At 71.5% G+C, this 21,981-nt stretch carries 17 protein-coding genes; 7 read left to right on the forward strand and 10 right to left on the reverse strand.

Going from position 1 to position 21,981, the window contains the following annotated elements; translation table 11 throughout:
- Positions 1 to 56 precede the first annotated feature (56 nt).
- The 4 genes from ACFQVC_RS18290 to rsmI all read right to left on the reverse strand — a co-directional run bounded on the left by ACFQVC_RS18290 (position 57) and on the right by rsmI (position 3,942).
- The gene (locus tag ACFQVC_RS18290) at positions 57 to 1,316 is read right to left on the reverse strand and encodes a ubiquitin-like domain-containing protein (RefSeq protein WP_381831525.1); all 1,260 of its coding nucleotides are present in this window, start codon (positions 1,314 to 1,316) and stop codon (positions 57 to 59) included.
- A gap of 132 nt (positions 1,317 to 1,448) precedes the next feature.
- Positions 1,449 to 2,393 (reverse strand): TatD family hydrolase, encoded by a 945-nt coding sequence (locus tag ACFQVC_RS18295; RefSeq protein WP_381831526.1) that lies wholly within the window; start codon positions 2,391 to 2,393, stop codon positions 1,449 to 1,451.
- A gap of 70 nt (positions 2,394 to 2,463) precedes the next feature.
- Positions 2,464 to 2,895, reverse strand: a complete 432-nt coding sequence (locus ACFQVC_RS18300) for a hypothetical protein (protein WP_381831527.1) — start codon at positions 2,893 to 2,895, stop codon at positions 2,464 to 2,466.
- Positions 2,896 to 3,063: 168 nt separating this feature from the next.
- Positions 3,064 to 3,942, reverse strand: a complete 879-nt coding sequence (gene rsmI, locus ACFQVC_RS18305; RefSeq protein ID WP_381831528.1) for a 16S rRNA (cytidine(1402)-2'-O)-methyltransferase — start codon at positions 3,940 to 3,942, stop codon at positions 3,064 to 3,066.
- A 163-nt stretch (positions 3,943 to 4,105) separates the two neighbouring features.
- Here rsmI and ACFQVC_RS18310 point away from each other — a divergent pair, with 163 nt between their 5' ends.
- The 5 genes from ACFQVC_RS18310 (at position 4,106) to ACFQVC_RS18330 (ending at position 10,965) form a co-directional block, all read left to right on the forward strand.
- The gene (locus ACFQVC_RS18310; protein ID WP_381831529.1) at positions 4,106 to 5,854 is read left to right on the forward strand and encodes a dolichyl-phosphate-mannose--protein mannosyltransferase; all 1,749 of its coding nucleotides are present in this window, start codon (positions 4,106 to 4,108) and stop codon (positions 5,852 to 5,854) included.
- A 118-nt stretch (positions 5,855 to 5,972) separates the two neighbouring features.
- The gene (locus ACFQVC_RS18315) at positions 5,973 to 7,598 is read left to right on the forward strand and encodes a penicillin-binding transpeptidase domain-containing protein (RefSeq protein WP_381831530.1); all 1,626 of its coding nucleotides are present in this window, start codon (positions 5,973 to 5,975) and stop codon (positions 7,596 to 7,598) included.
- A 198-nt stretch (positions 7,599 to 7,796) separates the two neighbouring features.
- On the forward strand, positions 7,797 to 9,494 hold the full coding sequence (locus ACFQVC_RS18320) for a penicillin-binding transpeptidase domain-containing protein (protein WP_381831769.1): 1,698 nt from the start codon (positions 7,797 to 7,799) through the stop codon (positions 9,492 to 9,494).
- 122 nt (positions 9,495 to 9,616) lie between these two features.
- A complete protein-coding gene (locus tag ACFQVC_RS18325; protein WP_381831531.1) occupies positions 9,617 to 10,117 on the forward strand; it encodes a YbaK/EbsC family protein in 501 nt (166 codons plus the stop codon).
- Complete coding sequence (locus tag ACFQVC_RS18330) at positions 10,114 to 10,965, forward strand: EamA family transporter (protein ID WP_381831532.1); 852 nt, start codon at positions 10,114 to 10,116, stop codon at positions 10,963 to 10,965. The genes ACFQVC_RS18325 and ACFQVC_RS18330 overlap by 4 nt, the downstream gene beginning before the upstream one ends.
- Before the next feature lie 7 nt (positions 10,966 to 10,972).
- On the opposite strand, the gene ACFQVC_RS18335 is transcribed toward ACFQVC_RS18330, so the two are convergent.
- The 4 genes from ACFQVC_RS18335 to ACFQVC_RS18350 all read right to left on the reverse strand — a co-directional run bounded on the left by ACFQVC_RS18335 (position 10,973) and on the right by ACFQVC_RS18350 (position 14,794).
- The gene (locus tag ACFQVC_RS18335; protein WP_381831770.1) at positions 10,973 to 12,121 is read right to left on the reverse strand and encodes a serine hydrolase domain-containing protein; all 1,149 of its coding nucleotides are present in this window, start codon (positions 12,119 to 12,121) and stop codon (positions 10,973 to 10,975) included.
- A 75-nt stretch (positions 12,122 to 12,196) separates the two neighbouring features.
- Complete coding sequence (locus ACFQVC_RS18340; protein WP_381831533.1) at positions 12,197 to 12,985, reverse strand: energy-coupling factor ABC transporter ATP-binding protein; 789 nt, start codon at positions 12,983 to 12,985, stop codon at positions 12,197 to 12,199.
- A complete protein-coding gene (cbiQ, locus tag ACFQVC_RS18345; RefSeq protein ID WP_381831534.1) occupies positions 12,973 to 13,734 on the reverse strand; it encodes a cobalt ECF transporter T component CbiQ in 762 nt (253 codons plus the stop codon). Before cbiQ ends, ACFQVC_RS18340 begins: the two co-directional genes overlap by 13 nt.
- 1 nt (position 13,735) lies before the next feature.
- Positions 13,736 to 14,794, reverse strand: coding sequence for an energy-coupling factor ABC transporter permease (locus tag ACFQVC_RS18350; RefSeq protein ID WP_381831535.1), 1,059 nt, complete (start codon positions 14,792 to 14,794; stop codon positions 13,736 to 13,738).
- Between the two features lie 214 nt (positions 14,795 to 15,008).
- On the opposite strand from ACFQVC_RS18350, the gene ACFQVC_RS18355 reads away from it, so the two are divergent.
- Entirely contained in the window at positions 15,009 to 15,380 is a 372-nt protein-coding gene (locus tag ACFQVC_RS18355) for an SsgA family sporulation/cell division regulator (RefSeq protein ID WP_381831536.1), read from the forward strand.
- Positions 15,381 to 15,427: 47 nt separating this feature from the next.
- Here ACFQVC_RS18355 and ACFQVC_RS18360 read toward each other — a convergent pair whose 3' ends face one another.
- A complete protein-coding gene (locus tag ACFQVC_RS18360; RefSeq protein WP_381831537.1) occupies positions 15,428 to 17,680 on the reverse strand; it encodes an MMPL family transporter in 2,253 nt (750 codons plus the stop codon).
- A gap of 106 nt (positions 17,681 to 17,786) precedes the next feature.
- The gene (locus tag ACFQVC_RS18365) at positions 17,787 to 18,359 is read right to left on the reverse strand and encodes a TetR/AcrR family transcriptional regulator (RefSeq protein WP_381831538.1); all 573 of its coding nucleotides are present in this window, start codon (positions 18,357 to 18,359) and stop codon (positions 17,787 to 17,789) included.
- 291 nt (positions 18,360 to 18,650) lie between these two features.
- On the opposite strand from ACFQVC_RS18365, the gene ACFQVC_RS18370 reads away from it, so the two are divergent.
- On the forward strand, positions 18,651 to 21,932 hold the full coding sequence (locus ACFQVC_RS18370; protein WP_381831539.1) for a S41 family peptidase: 3,282 nt from the start codon (positions 18,651 to 18,653) through the stop codon (positions 21,930 to 21,932).
- Positions 21,933 to 21,981 lie beyond the last annotated feature (49 nt).

The following is a 21,981-nucleotide window of genomic DNA, read 5'->3' on the forward strand; positions in this document are numbered from 1 at the left end:
CACCCTCGGCACAGGGGCCCACACCGCCCCCTCGGCACAAGGGCCCGCGCCGCCCCTCAGTGCAGCCGTCCCCCGCAGTGCGGCCAGGGGCTGGCGCCCCGCTGCACGTACAGCTTCTTCGCGCGGTACGTCTGCTCCGACGCGGGGGCGTCCTGCGGGCGGCCGCTGCCGCCGAGGCTCTGCCAGGTGCTGGTGTCGAACTGGTAGAGCCCGCCGTATGTGCCGGAGGCATCCGTGGCGCCGGGGCGGCCGCCGGACTCGCACTGTGCGAGGGAGCCCCAGTCGAGGTGGTCGGCGCCGTGCACGGAGTCCGGCAGCTGCTTGGTGCCGACCTTCACGATCTGCGTCTCGGGCTCGCGCACCACCTCGGAGCCGATCCGCTTGGGCTTCTGCTTGACGCCGTTGACGGTGCGCAGTGCGTACGTGACCCGCTTGGCGCCCTGCCTGCCGGGGCGTACGACGACCTCGGTGCCGCGGTAGAGCGAGGCGTCCTGGGTCTTCTGCACATCGAACGCGATGGGCTCCTCGCGCACTTCCTTGGTGCCGGTGATCCGCATGACGGTGACGGTCTGCCCGTCGCGCGGGAAGGACCCCGGCGGCACGGACGTGGTGTCCTGGCCGCGCAGGGAGACCCCGGCCTCCTCGACGGCCTCGCGCACGGTCGCCGCGTTGGTGCGGATGGTGCGCTCGCGGCCGTCGGCCATGACCGTCACGGTGCGCTCGGTGCGCACGTCGAGTTCCAGGCCGTCCCGCTCGATCCGCCGGGAGCGGGAGGCCGACAGATACGCGCCCTCGGCCCGCACCCCGAGCTGGCGCAGGGCGCCGTCCACCGTGTGCGCCGTCGTCCACACCTTGCGCCGCTCGCCGTCGAGGGTGAGCTGCACGGGCCGGCCGTAGCGCACGACGACCTCGTCGCCGCTGGCGAGCGCGGTGCCGGGCGCGGGGGCGACGATGTCGTGGTCGCCGACGGCCAGGCCCTCGGCGGCCATGAGTTCGCCGACGTCGTCCGCGAAGGTGTGCAGGGTGCGGGGCGTCCCGTCGACGGACAGCTCGACCGCCTTGTCCTCGGCGATGAACGCGGAGGTGCCGCCCGCGAGAAACGCCACGACCAGGGCCTGCGGCACCAGCTTGCGCAGCCCTTCGGGCCGCTCGGTGACCTTCTTGCGCCGGGCCGCGCGACGGGCCTGCGCCCGGCCTCCCGGACGCGGCTCGGCGGTCGGCAGCTGGCGCGGCACCTGCGCCACCGCCGCGGAGCCCTGCTCCGTTTCCCGCTCCTGAGGCGCCGGAGGGGCTGTTCTGACCCGGTGACTGCTCACGACGATGACGCTCCAGGGACGGTCCTCAGATCGGCGACCAGAACCTAGCGGAGCGGGCACTACTCTCCAAAGTCATGCCGTCACGCTGTGTCGTTGCATTGCCCAGTGATGAGGCGTGCCGCGCGTTATCGGTCAGTAATCAAATGCGCGCGCCGTGTTGCCGCGTACCGCCTCCGCCAGCGCGTCCTCGCTCAGGCCCTTCACCTTGGCCATGGCCCGCAATGTGACCGGAATGAGATATGGCGCGTTAGGCCGACCGCGGTACGGGGCGGGGGTCAGGAACGGCGCGTCCGTCTCGACGAGGACGAGTTCGAGGGGCGCGACCTGCAGGGCGTCCCGCAGCGGCTGGGCGTTCTTGAAGGTGACGTTGCCGGCGAAGGACATGAAGTAGCCGTGCTGTGCGCAGACTTGGGCCATCGCGGCGTCGCCGGAGTAGCAGTGGAAGACGGTGCGCTCGGGGGCGCCCTCCTCCTTGAGGACGCGCAGGACGTCGGCGTGCGCCTCGCGGTCGTGGATGACCAGGGCCTTGCCGTGCCGCTTGGCCATCTCGATGTGCGCGCGGAACGAGCGTTCCTGCGCCTCCTTGCCCTCGGGTCCGGTGCGGAAGTAGTCGAGCCCGGTCTCGCCGACGCCCTTGACCTGGGGCAGCGCGGCAAGCCGGTCGATCTCGGCGAGCGCCTCGTCGAGTGCGGCGTCCCCGCCCGCCTCGCGCGCGCCCTGCCGGGACCATCCGTCGGGGTCGCCGTGCACGATGCGCGGCGCCTCGTTGGGGTGCAGGGCGACCGTGGCGTGCACGGCCGCGTGCTCCGCGGCCGTCTGTGCCGCCCAGCGTGAGCCCTTCAGGTCGCAGCCGACCTGGACGACGGTGGTGACGCCCACGGCCGCGGCGTCCGCGAGGGCGTCGGCGACCGAGGCCGACTGCATGTCGAGGTGGGTGTGCGAGTCGGCGACCGGCACCCGCAGGGGTTCCGGCAGCGGGGGCGCCGCGTCCTTCGGATCCTTGGCGGCCTTCGGATCCTTGGCGGCCTTCGGGTCCTTGGCGGCGTCGGCGGCTGCGGCGGCTTGCTTGGGGCTCATGCCCCCGATCCTACGAAGGGGACCGGGGGCCGCCCTTGCTCACTCCGGGCTCACTCCGGGTCACTCCGGGTCACTCCGGCTTGTGGTGATGACCCCGGAAGGGATGCAGCAGGTCGGACAGGTGCCAGTGGTGGTCGGAGTCCGGCTCGGCCTCGCCGCCCCCGGCCGCACCCTCGCCCCGGTCCTGTTTCGGCGTCCGGCGGCTGTGGTGCTCCTTGCGCAGCATGTCGAGCACCGACGACACCTGTCCCGCCTTCATGATCCGGACGACATGGCCGCCGCAGTTCAGACAGGTGGGCCGGGTCAGCGGGGACGGCACCCGCTCGCCGTTCACGACGTACATCACGAATTCATTGCCCGAGCCGTCGACGTAGTGCTCGATGTCGTACGACTGCTCCCAGCCGTGCCCGCACCGCATGCATGCGAACGAATACGACTCGTGAACGGTGGCTATGGCCTTGCTCGGCATACCTGCGGTGGTGCGGCCGGTGATCTCACTCATGCCAGCTCCTCTTGTCCGCTGGACAAGCATGTTCCGGGACGGGAGGTCCGCGTCCCTTCAACCAGTGGACGCCTCTCCCGCCGGGAGCGCATCAGGCCTGTCGACTATTGGAGCGGTTTTGGCCTTCTCATGTGGAAAAGACCTGGTGCGCGGCCTACGCTTTGCCTTTCACGATAGTCCTTTACCGTCCGATGGGCCGCTTCGCGCCGCATTCTTTGCCGCCACGACCGCATCGAAGACCTCCCGCTTGGGTACCCCCGCATCGGCCGCCACGGCGGCGATCGCCTCCTTGCGCCGCTCCCCCGCCTCCTCGCGGATCGACACGCGCCGCACCAGCTCGTCGGCGTCCAGTTCCGCGGTGGTCTCGGGGGCGCCCTCGACGACGACGGTGATCTCGCCGCGCACCCCGTCCGCGGCCCACACGGCGAGGTCGCCGAGCGTGCCCCGCTTCACTTCCTCGTAGGTCTTGGTCAGCTCCCGGCACACGGCCGCGCGGCGCTCGGCGCCGAAGACGTCGGCCATCGCGGCGAGGGTGTCGTCGAGGCGGTGCGGGGCCTCGAAGTAGACGAGGGTGCGGCGCTCTTCGGCGACCTCGGTGAGGCGCGAGCGGCGCTCGCCCGCCTTGCGCGGCAGGAACCCCTCGAAGCAGAAGCGGTCCACGGGCAGTCCGGACAGCGCCAGGGCGGTGAGCACGGCGGAGGGCCCCGGCACGGCGGTCACGCGGATGTCCCGCTCGACGGCGGCGGCGACCAGGCGGTAGCCGGGGTCGGAGACCGAGGGCATGCCCGCGTCCGTGACGAGCAGCACCCGGGCCCCGTCGGCGAGCGCCTCGACCAGCTCCGGCGTACGGGCCGACTCGTTGCCCTCGAAGTACGAGACGACCCGCCCCGCGGGCTGTACGTCAAGGGCCTGGGTGAGGCGCCGGAGGCGGCGGGTGTCCTCGGCCGCCACGATGTCCGCCGCCACCAGCTCGGCGGCCAGGCGCGGGGGCGCGTCGGCGGTGTCCCCGATGGGCGTTCCTGCGAGTACGAGCGTTCCTGCTGTCACGGGCCCATCCTCGCAGGGACCCGGCGGTGCCCGGTCCGGCACGAGGGCCCGGTCCGGCACGGGCGGCCGGTCCGGCAAGGGCGGCCGGTCCGGCAAGGGCGGCCGGTCCGGCACGGGGCCCCGGGCGCGGGACTCACACAGCCGCGTTCCCTACGATGGCGCGGTGACCAGTCCAGCGTCCACCACGGACCCCACCGGCTCTTCAGGCCCCGCCGGCGCCTCCGATACGCGGGAGCGGCAGCAGCCGTCCTGGCAGCTGCGGCTGCGCCGATTCGGTTATGCCGCGCCGGCCAGAAGTGGCGTCCGTGACCGCCTCGTCCCGCCCTTCACGGAGCCGGGACCGCGGCTGTGGGCGGCGCTGCGGGTGCCCGCGGAGCGGATCGCGCCGCTGCACCGGGCGCTCGCCTGGGCGGGCCCGCTGCTCGTCGCGCTCGTCGCCGGGGCCCTGCGGTTCTGGAACCTCGGTCACCCCAAGAAGGTGATATTCGACGAGACGTACTACGCCAAGGACGCCTGGGCGCTGCTGCACCGCGGCTTCGAGGTGAACTGGCCCAAGGACTACAACGACGAGGTCATCCGGCTCGGTTCGGACGTGCCGCTCGGGCACGAGGCGTCGTATGTCGTGCACCCGCCGATCGGCAAGTGGGTCATCGCGCTCGGCGAGTGGATGCACGGCCTCACACCGTTCGGCTGGCGGTTCATGACGGCCGTGCTCGGCACGCTGTCGGTCCTGATGCTGTGCCGCATCGGACGCCGCCTGTTCCGCTCGACGTTCCTCGGCTGTCTGGCCGGCGGGCTGCTCGCGGTGGACGGCCTGCACTTCGTGATGAGCAGGACCGCGCTGCTCGACCTGGTCCTGATGTTCTTCGTGCTCGCCGCCTTCGGCTGCCTGGTGGTCGACCGGGACAAGTCCCGGGCCCGGCTCCTCGCCAGGCTCCCGGTCGACGAGGACGGTGTCGTACGCCCCGACTCCGAAGTCGCCGAGCGGACCCGGCTCGGCTGGCGGCCCTGGCGGATCGCCGCCGGGGTCTGTCTCGGCCTGGCCTTCGCCACCAAGTGGAACGGCCTCTACATCCTGGCGGCGTTCGCCCTGATGTCGGTCCTGTGGGACGTGGGCGCGCGCCGGGTCGCGGGCGCGGGACGCCCCTATCTGGCCGTCCTGAAGCGGGACATCGTCCCGGCGTTCGTCTCCACGGTCCCGGTCGCCATCGGCACGTATCTGCTCTCCTGGACCGGCTGGATCGTCACCGACAACGGCTACTTCCGGAACTGGGCGAGCACCGAGGGCAAGGGCGGCAACTGGACCTTCCTGCCGGACTGGGTGCGCAGCCTGTGGCACTACGAGTACGAGGTCTACCAGTTCCACATCGGCCTGACCTCCGGCCACACCTATGACTCCAACCCGTGGAGCTGGCTGGTACTCGGCCGCCCCGTCTCGTACTACTACGAGTCGCCGGCGCCCGGTAAGGACGGCTGCCCCACCGACGCGGCCGGCAAGTGCGCCGCCGAGGTCCTGGCCCTCGGCACCCCGCTCCTGTGGTGGGCGGCGTGCTTCGCGGTCGCCTATGTGCTGTGGCGCTGGCTGTTCCGGCGCGACTGGCGGGCCGGGGCGATCCTGTGCGGCATCGCGGCCGGATATCTGCCCTGGTTCATGTACCAGGAGCGCACGATCTTCTACTTCTACGCCGTCGTCTTCGTGCCTTTCCTGTGTCTGGCCGTGGCCATGATGATCGGCGCGATCCTCGGCCCGCCGGGGTCGTCGGAACGGCGCCGGGTGGGGGGCGCCGTCGCCGCGGGCGTCCTGGTCCTGCTCATCATCTGGAACTTCATTTATTTCTGGCCCATTTACACGGGCACGCCCATTCCGGTGGATTCCTGGCGGGCGCGGATGTGGTTCGACACGTGGGTCTGAATCCGGACTTCTTCGTCCCGTTCACATAACGGCGCCCCTTTCGGTTCCTTCGCCGTCGTACTCTCCTGTCACTCCTTGAACTTGAACATGTTCAAGGACTCATGGGGAGGGGGCGCGGATGCGCAGTGGGGCCAAAGTCGCTCTGGTCGGCGGGGTGTTCGCCGTCATGGTGGGAGGCGCCGGAATCGGCGCCTGGAATCTGCTGAACGGTGTCGCGGGGGGCGTGGATTCGGGGGACGGCGGGCCGCCCGCCACGAAGAGCGGGCCGCCGAGCGCGGCCGAAGTCCGCGAGACGGCCGCCACGTTCCTGGCGGCCTGGGAGAAGGGCTCGGCCACGGACGCGGCGTCGTACACGAACTACGCCGACGAGGCCCAGAAGGCACTCGACGCGTACCGCACCGACGGCCGCATCACCGAAGTGAAGCTGGCGCCGGGCAAGGCGGACGGCGCGAAGGTGCCGTTCTCGGTGACCGCGACGGTGACGTACAAGAAGCACAGCAAGACGTTCTCGTACGACTCGGAACTCACCGTCGTACGCGGCAAGCAGTCCGGGCGGCCGCTGGTCGACTGGGAGCCGTCGGTGCTGCACCCGAACCTCGGTGAAGGCGACGCGCTGCAGGCCGGTGAGGCCCCCGCGCCTCCCGTGCGGGCGCTCGACCGGTCGGGCGCCGAGCTGACCGAGAAGAAGTACCCCTCGCTCGGGCCCGTCCTCGACTCACTGCGCGAGCGGTACGCGGACAAGCTCGACGGCACCCCCGGTGTGGAGCTGTGGATCGAGCGGGCGGGCGAGGGCGCGGCCGACGAGACGCTGCTGACCCTCGCCAAGGGCCGGCCGGGCGAGCTGCGCACCACGCTCAGCGCGGGTGCGCAGGCCGCCGCCGAGCGGGCCGTCGCGCGGCACCCCGAGTCGTCCGTGGTCGCCGTGAAGCCGAGCACCGGCGAGATCCTGGCCGTCGCCAACCACCGCGCGGACGGCTTCAACGCGGCGTTCCAGGGCGCGATGGCACCCGGCTCGACGATGAAGATGGTCTCGGCGGCGCTGCTCATCGACAAGGGCCTCACCAGCGCGAGCGGCAAGGCGCCCTGCCCGGACAAGGCGGTCTGGCAGAGCCAGCAGTTCGGCAATCTGACGGGGCTCACGGCCGATGAGGACGCCACGCTCGCGGACAGCTTCGCGCGCTCGTGCAACACGGCGTTCGTGAAGTTCGCCGACGATCTGCAGGTCGACGACCTCACCAACGAGGCCAGGCGCTACTTCGGGATCGGCGCCGACTGGAAGGCCGGGGTCATCACCCTCGACGGCAACGTGCCCGCGTCCGGCGGCCCCGACACCGCGGCCGCCCTGATCGGCCAGGGCCAGGTGCAGATGAACCCGCTGAACCTCGCGTCCGTCGCCGCGACCATCAGGAACGGCGCCTTCCGGCAGCCGGTGGTCGTGCCGCAGCGCCTCGACAACCGTCAACTGGCCACCGCAGAGCCGCTGGTGGGATCCACCGCCGCCCAACTGCGGCAGATGATGCGGCACACCGCCCTCAGCGGCACCGGCAGGGCGGCGATGGCGGGGCTCGGCCCGGACGTCGGCGCCAAGACCGGTTCCGCCGACGTCGCAGGGCAGGACAGGCCCAACAGCTGGTTCGCCGGCTATCGCGGGGACATCGCCGCGGCCGCGCTGGCCCAGGAGGGCGGGCACGGCGGCGACACGGCCGGGCCGATTGTGGCGGAGGTGCTGCGCGCGGGCGGCTGACCAGCGGCGGGGCAAGCGAGTGCCCCGGCGGGAGCGCCAGGTCACTTGACACCTATAGGGTGCCCATCCGGCCAGGTTCGGTACGGAGAGCGCGGGGCATCTGCGGAGGAAGTAGCTGTGGGCAAGAGAAGGCGCGTGGAACCCGGCAACGGGAGCGGCAACGAGAGCGGCGGCAAGGTGCTGGGCTCCCTGCAGGGGATGCGCAAGGAGGCCAGGGCCGCCCTCATCGGCGGGGCCGTCGCCGTCGTCGCGGCCGGCGCGGGCTTCACCGCGTACGCGCTGTCCGGCGGCGGCACGGAGGACGGCGGCTCGCAGGCGGGCAGCCGGACCACGGCCGGGCGCCCCAAGGCGGAGCAGGGGCCGCCGAGCACCTCCGAAGTACGCACCACCACCGAGAAGTTCCTCGCCGCCTGGGCGAAGGACGACGCGGCGGGGGCGGCGGCGTACACCGACGACGAGAGGGCCGCGAAGACCGCCCTGACCGGGTACCGCAAGGACGCCCGTCTCAGCGAGGTCAAGCTGGAGCCGGGCACCCCCGCGGGCGGGAAGGTGCCGTTCTCGGTGTCGGCCGTTGCCTCGTACGAGGGAAAGAGCAAGCCCCTCGCCTACGACTCCGAACTCACCGTCGTACGCGACGAGAAGAGCGGGAAGCCGGTCGTGCACTGGCAGCCGTCGGTGGTCCACCCGGGCCTGCGCGAGGGCGACTCGCTGCGCGCGGGCGAGGCCGGGACGCCGCCGATCAAGGCCGTGGACCGGGACGGCACCGAGCTGACCCCGCAGAAGTACCCCTCCCTCGGCTCGGTGCTCGACTCGCTGCGCGACAAGTACGGCGACAAGTCCGGCGGCAAGCCGGGCGTCGAACTGCGCATCGTGCGCAAGGAGTCCAAGGACGCCGAGCAGCGGGGCGCCGACGGCAGCAAGGACAAGACGGACGACAAGGCCCTTCCCGACAAGACGCTCCTGACCCTGACCAAGGGCACCCCCGGCACGGTCCGCACCACCCTCAGCGCCAAGGCGCAGGCCAACGCCGAGGCCGAGGTGAAGAAGCGGCAGCGGGCCTCGGTGGTGGTCCTCAAGCCGTCCACGGGCGAGATCCTGGCGGCCGCCAACTCCAACGCGGGCGGCATGAACGTGGCGCTGCAGGGCTCCCTCGCGCCCGGCTCCACGATGAAGATCGTGACCGCTTCGATGCTCCTGGAGAAGAAGCTCGCGAGCATCGACAAGCCGCACCCGTGCCCCAAGTACCAGGAGTACGGCGGCTGGAAGTTCCAGAACGTCGAGAAGTTCGACATCAAGAACGGCACGTTCCGCTCCAGCTTCGCCGCGTCCTGCAACACGGCCTTCATCTCGCAGGCCGAGAAGCTCAAGGACGACGACCTGACCAAGCAGACCCAGGAGGTCTTCGGGCTCGGCCGGGGCAACTGGACCACCGGTGTCTCCACCTTCGACGGCGCGGTGCCGGTGCAGTCCGACGCGCAGATGGCCGCCTCGCTGATCGGCCAGGGCGGGGTGCGGATGAATCCGCTGAACGTCGCCTCGGTGATCGCGACCGCCAAGACGGGGGTATTCCGCCAGCCCTATCTGGTCGCCCCCGAGGTGGACGAGCGCGCCCTCGCGACCGCCCCGCGCAAGCTGAGCCCGGCGGCGCAGGCCCAGTTGAAGGAGCTGCTCACCTACACCGCCACCTCCGGTTCCGCTGCCGAGGCGATGGCGGGCCTCGGCCCGGACATCGGCGGCAAGACCGGCTCCGCCGAGGTCGACGGCCAGAAGAAGCCCAACGGCTGGTTCACCGCCTGGCGCGGCGACCTCGCCTCGGCAGCGGTGATCCAGGAGGGCGGCCGCGGCGGTAAGTCGGCGGGGCCGCTGGTGGCGGCGGTCCTCCGGGGCGGGGAGTAAGCGAACCGGGGGTGCGCGGCGCCGGCAGGCGTCCCGTACACGATGCGGGCGGCGCACCCCCGGACCTGAAGGACCTCGATACCGGGTCGCATGGCGCGTACACCTACCGCTAGCGTGCCGCCATGAGCAGCTCAGCCGGCACCGCCGCCCACCCCCGTTTCGCCGAGGCCCTGCGCGCACTCGGCCTGGATTCCGTGATCGACCAGGTGCGCACCTTCCCGGAGGCGACCCGCACCGCCGCGCAGGCCGCCGAAGCGATCGGCTGCGAGCTGAGCCAGATCGTGAAGTCGCTGATCTTCGCGGTGGACGACGTTCCGGTCCTGGTGCTCATGGACGGCGCCTCACGGGTCGATGTGGAGCTCGTACGACGGGAGTTGGGCGCCGAGAAGGTGACGCGCGCGGACGCCGGTGTCGTCCGGGAGACCACCGGGTACGCGATCGGCGGCGTGCCGCCCTTCGGCCACCGCACCCGCACCCGGGTCATCGCCGACCGCTCGCTGCTCGCCCACGACGTGGTGTGGGCGGCCGCGGGCACCCCGCACGCCGTGTTCCCGATGGCCCCCAAGTCGCTGATCGCGCACGCCGGCGGCACCCTCGCGGACGTCCGCGAGCAGACCGCGTGACCCCGCTCGTCGCGGCGGCCGTCGTCCTGGCGGCCGTCACGCACGCCAGCTGGAACGCGATAGCCCACCACATCAAGGACCAGCTCCTCGCCTTCACGCTGCTCTCCGGCGGCGGCGCGCTGATCGGCGCGGTCCTCGCCTGCTTCGCCCCGCTCCCGGCGGCCGGCGCGTGGCCGGCCCTGATCGCCTCCGCGGCCCTGCACGTGGCCTACCAGGCCCTGCTGATGCGGTCGTTCAGCCTCGGCGACTTCGGCCAGATGTATCCCATCGCCCGCGGTACGGCGCCACTCGTCGTCACCGTCGCGGCCGCCGTCTTCGTCGGCGAGCGCATCGACGGCTGGCAGCTGACCGGTGTCGCGGTGGCCTCCGCGGGCCTGGTGGGCCTGGCCCTGTGGGGTATCCGCGGCTCCGGGCGGCGGCCGCACTGGCCCGCGATCGTCGCCGCCCTCGCGACCGGCCTGTCCATCGCGGCGTACACGGTCGTGGACGGCGTGGGCGTACGCGCCTCCGGCACCTCGCTCGGCTATATCGCCTGGCTGATGATCCTGGAGGGCCTGGCGATCCCGGCGTACGCGCTCTACCGGCACCGCTCCGAACTGCCGTCGCTGCTGCGCCCGTACGCGCTGCGCGGCCTGCTCGGCGCGGCCCTCTCGGTCGCCGCCTACGGCCTGGTCCTGTGGGCGCAGACGCGGGCGGCGCTCGCCCCGATCGCGGCGCTGCGGGAGTCGTCGATCATCGTGGGGGCGGGGATCGGCGCGGTGTTCTTCAAGGAGAGGTTCGGGGCGCCGAGGATCGCGGCGGCGGGCCTGATGGTGGTCGGGATCGGGCTGATGCTGCACGCGGGGTGAGCGCCGCTCACAGGGCCGTACGGACCGCCCGCACCAGGGCCTGCGCCCTCGGGTCGGCCGTGACGCCCTTCTGCAGGCCGTTCGTCACATACCCGAACGCGATGCCCGACTCGGGGTCCGCGAAGCCCAGCGGACCGCCGCGTCCCGGGTGGCCGAACGAGCCGGGGCCGAGCAGCGGGGACGCCGGGCCGTGCAGCATGTAGCCGGGCCCGAAGCGGGTGTTCACGACGAGCACCCGGTCGGGACCCGCCGACTCCTCGGTCCGCGCGAGCGCGACGGTGGCAGGCGCGAACAGCCGTGCCCGGCCGTCGGCCGCACCGATCAGCGCGGCGTAGAAGCGGGCCAGGGAGCGGGCGGTGGCGATGCCGTTCGACGCGGCGAGTTCGGCGGCGCGGTACTCCGGGGCGTTCTCGTCCGGGGCGACGAGGGCGCCGAAGGCGCGGCGTGTGAGGGACTCGGGGTCGGCGTAGGCCTCGGCGACGTTCCGCTTCGGGCGCATCCGAAGGGCGCCTGGGCCCGTGGCGGGCGGCTCGACCGGTCCGACCCGGCCCACCCGGTGGGCCTGCGCCGCGGGCAGCCCCAGCCACAGGTCGAGGCCGAGGGGCCCGGCGAGCTCATCGGCGATCCACTGCCCGATGGTGCGTCCCGTCACGCGCCGCACCAGCTCGCCGAGCAGCCAGCTGTAGGTCTGCGCGTGATAGCCGTGGTCCGTGCCCGGCTCCCAGACGGGGCTCTGGGCGGCGACCGCGTCGGGCCCCTCGTCGAGCCCGGCCACGGTCAGCGGCCGGTCGAGCACGGGGACGCCCGCGCGGTGCGAGAGCAGCTGGCGTACGAGGGTGCGCTCCTTGCCCTGTGCCTTGAACTCGGGCCAGTACGTACCCACCGGGGCGTCCAGGTCGAGGCGGCCACGCTGGTGCAGGAGGAGCGGGACGGCGGCGGCGACGCCCTTGGTGGCGGAGCGGACTATCTGGGCGGTGCCCTGCTCCCAGGGCTCGTCTCCGTCCACATCCCTGGTGCCGGCCCACAGGTCGACGACCTTGCGGCCGTGGCGGTAGACGGTCACGGCGGCGCCGCGTTCACCGCGCTCGGTGAAGTTGCGTACGAAGGCGTCCTCGACGGGCTCGAACCCCGGCGCCACGGTGCCCTGGACGTCCACGGCCACTCCTGTCCTCACGTTGCCGACCCTCCATGGTGCAACGTTCATCCATCACCGTGGATTCCGGGTCGACTCTCAGGCGCCCGACCGCACCGACCGCGGGTCGAAGCCGAACGGCAGCTCGAGCCGGTGCGCCCGCATCAGCTCGTCGTCGGCCAGCAGCTCGCCCGTCGGGCCGTCCGCCACCACCGCGCCCTCACTCAGCACCAACGCCCGCGGACAGAGCTCCATCGCATACGGCAGATCGTGCGTGACCATCAGCACCGTCACGTCCAACGACCGCAGGATGTCCGCGAGTTCGCGCCGTGACGCCGGGTCGAGGTTGGACGACGGCTCGTCCAGGACCAGGATCTCCGGTTCCATCGCGAGCACCGTCGCCACCGCGACCCGCCGCCGCTGCCCGAAGGACAGATGGTGCGGGGGCCGGTCCGCGAAGGACTCCATGCCCACCAGGGACAGCGCCTTGTGGACGCAGGCTTCGAGCTCCGGCCCGCGCAGGCCCGCCGCGGCGGGCCCGAAGGCCACGTCCTCGCGCACCGTCGGCATGAAGAGCTGGTCGTCCGGGTCCTGGAAGACGATGCCGACGCGGCGGCGGATCTCGGCGAGGTTCGCCCTGGCCACCGGGAGTCCGGCCACGGTGACCGAGCCCGCGCCCGCCGTGAGGATGCCGTTGAGGTGCAGGACCAGGGTGGTCTTGCCCGCGCCGTTGGGCCCGAGCAGCGCGACGCGCTCACCGCGGCCGATGCCGAAGTCGACGCCGAAGAGCGCCTGGTGCCCGTCGGGGTAGGCGTACGCGAGGCCGGAGACCTCCAGCGAGAGGGCCGGCTCAGGGGCCGCAGGAGACGAAGCAGTCACAGAAACCATCCCAACAGGCAGACCGCGAGAGCGGACAGCGGAAGCGTGAGGGCGTACGACCACTGCGCCCGGGAGGCCGTCACCTCGTCGATGACCGGCATCGAACCGGCGTAGCCACGGCTGACCATCGCGAGATGGACCCGCTCGCCGCGCTCGTAGGAGCGGATGAAGAGGGCGCCCGCGGACTTGGCGAGGACGCCCCAGTGGCGTACGCCGCGTGCCTCGAAGCCGCGCGACTCGCGCGCGATCCGCATCCGCCGCATCTCGTCCGTGATCACATCCCCGTACCGGATCATGAAGGAGGCGATCTGCACGAGCAGCGGCGGCAGCTTGAGGCGCTGCAGGCCGAGGAGGAGTTCGCGCAGTTCGGTGGTGGCGGCGAGGAGGACGGAGGCGGCGACGCCGAGGGTGCCCTTGGCGAGGACGTTCCAGGCGCCCCACAGGCCGTTCACGCTGAGGGAGAGACCGAGGAACTCGACGCGCTCGCCCTGCGCCACGAACGGCATCAGGACCGCGAACGCCACGAACGGCACCTCGATGAGGAGCCGCTTGAGCAGGAAGCCGGCCGGTACGCGGGCCGCGTACGCCACCGCCGCGAGCAGCGCCGCGTAGAGCCCGAACGCCCACATCGACTCGCGCGGCGTCGAGACGACGACCACCACGAAGCAGAAGACGGCGGCGAGCTTGCAGTGCGGCGGCAGCGCGTGCACCGGCGAGTGTGCGTGCCGGTAGAGGCGGTGGGCGTGGCCGGCGCCCATGTCAGATCCGTTCTTCCGTACGGACGGGGGTCTCCTCCGACACCGCCGCCGCCGCACGCCGGCGCCGTACCGTCCAGAACACGCCCGTGCCGACGACCACCGTGGCGCCCACGCCGATCACGCCCGCGAGGCCGCCGGAGAGCCGGGCGTTCGCGATGTCCTTGACGCCGTAGTCGGCGAGCGGGGAGTCCTTGGCCGCGTGGTCCTCGGCCTTCTTGTCGATGCCCTGGTCCGTGGCGACCTTCTCCAGGCCGTCGGGGTTCGCGGAGGCGTAGAAGCTGACGAAGCCCGCGAGCACCAGCGAGGCGACCAGGCCGGCCGCCCACACCTTGCGGGGCGAGCGGACCGGGCCCTCGACGGTCGCCGGGGCCGCGTCCACGAGTTCGCCGCCGACCCGCAGCTTGAGCGGCGCGGTCAGGCCGCGGGCGCCGTACACGAGGTCGGGGCGGACGGCGATGACGGCGCCGACGGTGGCCGCGGTGATGGCGGCCTCGCCGATGCCGATGAGGGTGTGCACGCCGACCATGGCCGTGAAGACGGTGCCGAGCGCCACATCCGTGGTGCCCCCGAGCGCGTACATCGCGGTGAAGGCGGTCGCGGCCGCGGGCACGGAGACCAGGGCGGCGACGAAGGAGGCGACGGTCACCGAGCGGCGCTTCTTCGGCAGCACCTTGACCAGGCCGCGGAAGAGCAGATACGAGACGACGACCGTGACGACGGCCATGTTCGTGATGTTCACGCCGAGCGCGGTGAGACCGCCGTCGGCGAAGAGGACGCCCTGCATCAGGAGCACCACGGAGACGCAGAGCACCCCGGTACAGGGCCCGACGAGTATCGCGGCGAGCGCCCCGCCCAGGAGATGCCCGCTGGTGCCGGCGGCGACGGGGAAGTTCAGCATCTGCACGGCGAAGATGAAGGCCGCGACGAGCCCGGCGAGCGGTGCGGTGCGCTCGTCGAGTTCCCTGCGCGCACCCCGCAGGGACACGGCGACGGCGCCCGCGGCGACGACTCCGGTGACCGCGGAGACCGGGGCGTTGATAAATCCGTCGGGGACATGCATGGGCAGGCTCCGCTTCGGCAAGGGGATTGACCAAGGGCTCGACCAGGCTTGGCCAAGGGCTCGACCAGGTGCTTAGCCGTTCGATGATAGTGGCCTCTTGCAAAGGCTTTGCAAGAGCGGCGGGGACACAATTAGCGCTGGAGCCGATCTCTGGAAATATGCGACATTAGTGGAGGAACCGCAGTGAAAACCGTGCGACTGTGAGGAGCCCGTGATGTCCGCCGTGGTCGAGGAACACGCACGGGCCCATCTCGTCACCGACGCACCGGACGGCCAGCGCGCGCTGCGCGTGGCCCTCCGCTACGACCCTTCTTCGGAAGCCCACGACGTCCGGATTGCCCTCCCGGGCTCCCCGCCCGAGAAGAACGTGTCCGGCAAGGAGTGGGCCCTGCCCCGGGAACTCCTGGAGCAGGGCCTGCGCTCCCCGGCCGGCAGCGGCGACATCCGCGTCTGGCCGTGCGGCCGGGTGCAAGTGGTGGTCGAGTTCCACGCGCCGGGCGGAGTGACGGTGCTGCAGTTCGACTGCGTACCGCTGATGCGCTTCCTGCGGCGCACCTACGCGGCGGCGGCACCCGTCACTCCTTGACCCGGCCGCGGCTCACTCCCTGACTCGGACGCGGCTCGTCCCTGGACTCAGACGCGGGCCAACTCCCGTTCCTTGTCCGGGTCTTCGGGACGCACACCGGACTCGTCACCGAGCCGCTCACGCAGCTGCTCACCCTCGACGTCGACATTGGGAAGCAGCCGGTCGAGCCACTTCGGCAGCCACCAGGCGCGGTGCGAGAGCAGCGCGAGAACCGCGGGCACGATGGCCATACGGACGACGAAGGCATCGAAGAAGACCGCGATGGCGAGGCCGAAGCCGATCATCTTCACCATCTGCTCGCTGGAGCCGATGAAGCCCGCGAACACCGCGATCATGATCACCGCGGCGGCCGAGACCACCCGTGCACCGTGCCGGAAGCCGGTGACGATCGCCTGGCCAGGGCGCTCCCCGTGGACGTAGGCCTCCCGCATCCGGGTCACGAGGAACACCTCGTAGTCCATCGCGAGGCCGAAGACCACACCGACCATGAAGATCGGCATCATCGACATGATCGGGCCGGTCTGCTCGACCCCGAACAGCGAGCCGAGCCAGCCCCACTGGAAGACCGCGACGACCGCGCCGAGCGCGGCGACCACGGAGAGCAGGAAGCCGAGCGCGGCCTTCAGCGGCACGAGCACCGAGCGGAAGACGACCATCAGCAGCAGGAAGGCGAGGCCCACCACCAGTGCCAGATAGGGCAGCAGGGCTTCGTTGAGCTTCTGCGAGACATCGATGTTCATCGCGGTGGTGCCGGTGACCATGGTCTTGGCGCCGGTGTCCGCGGTGATCTTGCCGCCCGCGTCCCGGATCGCGTGCACCAGCTCCTCGGTCTCCGTGCTGCTGGGCTTGGAGGTGGGCACGACGGTGAGTACGGCGGTGTCGCCCGCCTTGTTGAAGGTGGCGGGGGTGACCGCGGCGACGTCCTTCAACCCCGAGACGGTCCTGGCGACTTCGGCCGCCGCCGCCTTCGGCTCCGCACTGCCCTCGGCGTCGACGACGACCATCAGGGGCCCGTTGAAGCCGGGCCCGAAGCCCTCGGAGACCAGGTCGTAGGCCTTGCGCTGGGTGGTGCTCGTCGGCTGCGCGCCGTCGTCGGGGAGACCGAGTTCCAGCTTGCTCGCCGGCAGCGCGACGGCACCGAGCCCGACGACTCCGACGAGCAGCACCATCAGCGGCTTGCGCAGCACGAACCGGGCCCAGCGGGTACCCGCGTTGTCCTTGCCCGCGCCCCCGCCTCCGTCCCGCTGCTTCTCCTCGGCCCGCTGCTTCTCCTCGGCCGCCTTGCGCGCCTTCTTGCCGAAGACGCGCTTGCCCGCGTAGCCGAGCAGCGCCGGGATCATCGTCAGGGCGATGAGTACGGCGATGGCCACCGTGCCGGCCGCCGCGATGCCCATCTTGGTGAGCATCGGGATATTGACGACGGCGAGGCCCACCAGGGCGATGACGACGGTGAGTCCGGCGAAGACGACGGCCGAGCCCGCGGTGCCGACGGCCCGTCCTGCGGCGTCCTCGCGCTCGCGCCCCTCGGCCAGTTCGGCCCGGTAGCGGGAGACGATGAACAGCGCGTAGTCGATGCCGACGGCGAGCCCGATCATCATCGCGAGGGTCGACGTGGTGCTGGACAGATCGAGCGCCGTGGCGAGCGCGGTGATCCCGGAGACCCCGATACCGACCCCGATCAACGCGGTGAGCAGCGGAAGCCCGGCGGAGACCAGGGAGCCGAAGGTGATCACCAGGACCACGGCCGCGACCCCGACGCCGATGATCTCGGTGGCCCCGGTCTCGGGAATGGCCTGCAGCGCGTCACCGCCGATCTCGATGGTGAGCCCGGCGTCCCGCGCGCCCTGGCCCGCCTCCTTGAGCTCGTCGCGCGAGGACTCCTCCAGGTTCATTCCGGAGACCTTGTACGACACCTGGGCGTAGGCGGTCGTGCCGTCCTTGCTGACGGCCTTGGACTTGAACGGGTCGGCGACACCGGCGACTTCACCGCCGCCCTGCAGCTCGTGCACGGCCTTCTCGACGGCCGCCTTGTTCGCCGGGTCCGTCATCTTCTGGCCGTCCGGGGCCTTGAAGACCACGCGAGCGGTGGCCCCGTCGGGGTTGGCACCCGGTGAGCGCTGCTCGAGGAGGTCGAAGGCGCGCTGGGCCTCCGTGCCGGGGATGGAGAAGGAAGTCGAGCCTGTGCCCGACGAGTTGGCGGCGCCCACTCCGGCGAGGGCGAGCAGGGCGACCCATATCAGGACGACGAAGTGCCGTCGCCGGAAGGAGAACCGGCCGAGTTTGTAGAGGAACGTGGCCACTTGGGCGTACTCCCGGTCAAGTCGTGGTGGGTTCAGGGCAGGAGGAACCAGCCCGACGACGTGAGCGGCGTGTCAGGTGGGACTGGGACGAAGCTGGGTGGGTGGGTCAGATGCCGAGGGCGGGGAGGATCACGGCATCGACGTAATCGGCGAGGAAGGCCTTGTCCGGCGGCCTGTCCTCGATCAGCTGCCGGGCCACGAAGGCGCCGACCAACATGTGCACGACGTACTGGAGGGCCGGATGCCCCTCCCGTACCTCGCCGCGTTCGACGGCCCGGCGCAGCACCGCGTCGAGCCCCGTCAGTTCGGGCTCGAACAGCAGCTCGCGCATGGCCTGATGGAGATCCGGGTTGCCGTGCATGGCCTGGGCCAGACCCCGCATCAGCGCGGAGTCCTTCTCCATCTGGCAGTCGTCGGCACCGTCGACCATCGCGTGGAAGTCACCGCGCAACGACCCGGTGTCGATGTCCGCGAGGCTGACCGGCTTGTTGAACCGCACCGCCCTGACGACCAGCTCCGGCTTGCTCCCCCACTGGCGGTAGAGGGTGGCCTTGCTGGACTTCGTGCGCGCCGCGACGGCGTCCATGGTGAGGGCGTCGTAGCCGATCTCGCGCAGCAGATCGAGCACGGCCTCGTAGAGCTCGGCCTCCCGCTCGGGGGTGATACGGCTGCGCGCCATCGCCGTGGTGCCTTCCTTGAGCCGAAGTGCCGGGTTCCTTGAGCCGAAGCTACGGCATGCCGAACGAAACGGTTTCGTACGCATACGACGGTACGGCACGCGTCTTCGAAACGAAACGGTTTCGTACGTGTGCTCAGTCACGTGCACCGGTCACGCGCACCGGCCACGCGAACTGGTGACGCGAACTGGTGACCCGCACCGATCACCCGCGCCGAGCACGCGAACCGATCACGCCCACCCGCGCAAAGTTCTCAGGTTGCCGCCCCCTCCGTACCGGAAAAGCATGGTGAGGTGAGTGACGCCGCATATCTCCGTTTTCCGCATCTGCACGGCAGCCTCCTCTGCTTCGCCGCCGAGGACGATCTCTGGGTGTCCCCGCTGACCCCGGAGGGCTCGGTCCCGGAGCGCGCCTGGCGCCTGACCGTGGACCGCACCCGGGTCGGCCATCCGCGCTTCTCGCCGGACGGCACCAGGATCGCCTTCACGACCTGGCGCAGTCTCGATCCGGAGATCCATGTCGTGCCGGTCTCGGGCGGTCCCGCGACCCGCCTGACGTACTGGGGCAACACGGATACCAAGGTCTGTGGCTGGACCCCCGACGGCGACGTGCTCGCCGTCGCCTCGCACGGCCAGCCCTTCTCGTACTTCACCTGGGCCTACTCCGTGCCGACCGACGGCTCACCCGGCGGCAAGCTGCCCTGGGGCCCGGTCGACGACATCGCGGTGGCCGATGTCGACGGCGAGCGGCGCACCCTGCTGCTCACCGGCAAGCCCCCGCACGAACCGGCCGCCTGGAAGCGCTACCGCGGCGGCGCCACGGGCCGTCTCTGGCTGCACGGCGAGCGGCTGCTCCCCGACCTCGGCGGGCACTTCTCCAGCCCGATGTTCGTGGGCGACCGGATCGCCTTCCTCGCCGACCACGAGGGCATCGGGAATCTGTACTCCTGCGCGCCCGACGGCACGGATCTGCGCCGCCACACCGACCACGACACGTTCTACGCCCGGCACGCGGCCAGTGACGGCGAGCGGGTCGTCTACCAGTGCGCGGGCGACCTCTGGATGGTCGAGGACCTCTCGCCCGGCGGCCGACCCCGCAAGCTCGACGTCCGCCTCGGCGGGCCCCGCGCCGGGCGCCGGATCTACCAGGTACCGGCCGCCAGCCATCTGGACGCCCTCTCCGTGGACGAGACGGGCCGGGCCAGCGCGGTCGTCGTGCGCGGCAGCCTGTACTGGCTGACCCACCGTGACGGACCGGCCCGCACCATCACGGACACCCCTGGGGTGCGGGTGCGGCTTCCGGAGATGCTCGGCTCGGGCGGCCAGGTCGCGTACATCACGGACGCCGAGGGCGAGGACGCCGTCGAGATCGCGTATCTGCCGCGTGCGAGCGGCGACCGGGAGCCGCGCCGGATGGCATCGGGCGAGCTCGGCCGGGTGCAGGAGATGGTCGCGGACCCGGACGGTGAGCGCCTCGCCATCGCCTCCAACGACGGGCGGCTGCTGCTCATCGATGTCACCGAGGACTCCAACGGCGAGGTCACCGAGCTGATCCGGTCCATCAACGGCCCGGTGCGCGATCTCGCGTTCTCCCCGGACGGCAACTGGCTCACCTGGTCCCACCCCGGCATCGGCCGCTCCCTGCGCCAGATCAAGCTGGCCCGGATCAAGGACCGCACGATCGTCGACCTCACCAACGGCCGCTTCGAGGACGAGAATCCGGTCTTCACCAGCGACGGCCGCTATCTGGCATTCCTGTCCTGGCGCGGCTTCGACCCGGTCTACGACGTGCACACCGGCGATCTGTCGTTCCCGCTCGGCTGCCGCCCCTATCTCGTCCCCCTGTCGTCCGCGACCCCCTCCCCCTTCGCGCTCTCCCCCGACGGACGGCCCGCGGCGGGCGGCCTCGACCCGGCCGAGAACGACGGTGACGGAGCCGCCTCCCGCGCGAACGAAGCCGAGAGCGGTGGAGGTACGGTCACCGTCGAGATCGAGGGCCTGGAGAACCGGGTCACGCCGTTCCCGGTCGCGGCCTCCAAGTACTCCGCGCTCTATCCGGTCAGCGGCGGCGGCCTGGTCTGGATGCGGTGGCCGATCTCCGGCGCGCTCGGCGAGACCTTCGCCAATCCCACGGACACCTCGGGCCGCCCGAGCCTGGAGCACTTCAACATCACCAAGGCGAAGAAGACCGAACTGGTCAGTCATCTCGACTGGTTCGCGCTCAGCGGCGACGGCAGCCGGCTCGTCGTCGTCGACGAGGGCGAGCTGCGGGCCGTGCCCTCCACCGAGTCCGGCGACTCCGACTCCACGGTCTGGATCGATCTGCGGCGCATCCTGCACGAGGTCGATCCGGCCGCCGAGTGGCAGCAGTCCTACGACGAGGCGGGCCGGGTCATCCGCGCCTACTTCTGGGAGCCCGGCATGTGCGGCATCGACTGGGGCGCCGTACTCGACCAGTACCGCCCGCTCGTCGAACGGGTCGCGTCCCCCGACGAGTTCGCGGACCTGCTGCGCGAGGTGCTCGGCGAACTGGGCACCTCGCACGCCTACGTCTCCCCCGCCCGCCGCAACGAGGGCCCCCCGCACTTCCAGCGCGCCCAGGGCCTGCTCGGCGCCAATCTGGTCTGCCGTGACGGCGCCTGGCTCGTCAAGCGGATCCTGCCCGGCGAGTCCTCCGACTCCAAGGCCCGCTCACCGCTCGCGGGCGCGGGCATCCGCGAGGGCGCGGTCCTCACCCATGTCGACGGCCGCCCCGTGGACCCCGTCACGGGCCCGTACCCGCTGCTCGCGGGCGCGGGCGGCACCACGGTCGAGCTCACCTTCAAGGCGGCCGAAGGCGAAGGCCGCTCACGCCGTGTCGCCGTCGTCCCGCTCGTCGACGAACGCCCCCTGCGCTACCAGGACTGGGTGGCCAAACGCCGTGAAGTCGTACGGGAGTTGAGCCACGGCAAGTGCGGCTATCTGCACATCCCCGACATGGGCGGCTCCGGCTGGGCCCAGTTCAACCGCGATCTGCGCATGGAGGTCTCCCGCCCGGCCCTGATCGTGGACGTACGCGGCAACGCCGGCGGCCACATCAGCGAACTCGTCGTCGAGAAGCTCACCCGCACGATCCTGGGCTGGGACCTGACGCGCAACGCCCAGCCGGTCTCGTACGCCTCCAACGCCCCGCGCGGCCCGATCGTGGCCCTGGCCGACGAAGCCACGTCGTCCGACGGCGACATGATCACTGCCGCATTCAAACTGCTCGGCCTCGGGCCGGTCGTCGGGCAGCGCACCTGGGGCGGCGTGGTCGGCATGACGGGACGGCACCGGCTCGGCGACGGCACGGTGATCACGGTGCCGATGAACGCGGCATGGTTCGACACCTACGGCTGGGACGTCGAGAACAAGGGCGTGGAGCCGGATATCGAGGCCCTGCGCACCCCGCTCGACTGGGCCGAGGGCCGGCACGCCCAGCTCGACGACGCGGTCCGGGTCGCACTCGACCTCCTGGAGCGTCACCCGGCGGCCGATCCGCCCGACTACTCGGCAGTACCGGATCGCCGCCGACCGCGGCTGCCACCCCGCGCATAAGGGACGATTACAGAGGGCAATTGATCGAAATGCGCGGAATGTCCGACCG

The sequence above is a fragment of the Streptomyces monticola genome, assembly GCF_042665355.1.
Taxonomy (GTDB): Bacteria; Actinomycetota; Actinomycetes; order Streptomycetales; family Streptomycetaceae; genus Streptomyces; species Streptomyces monticola.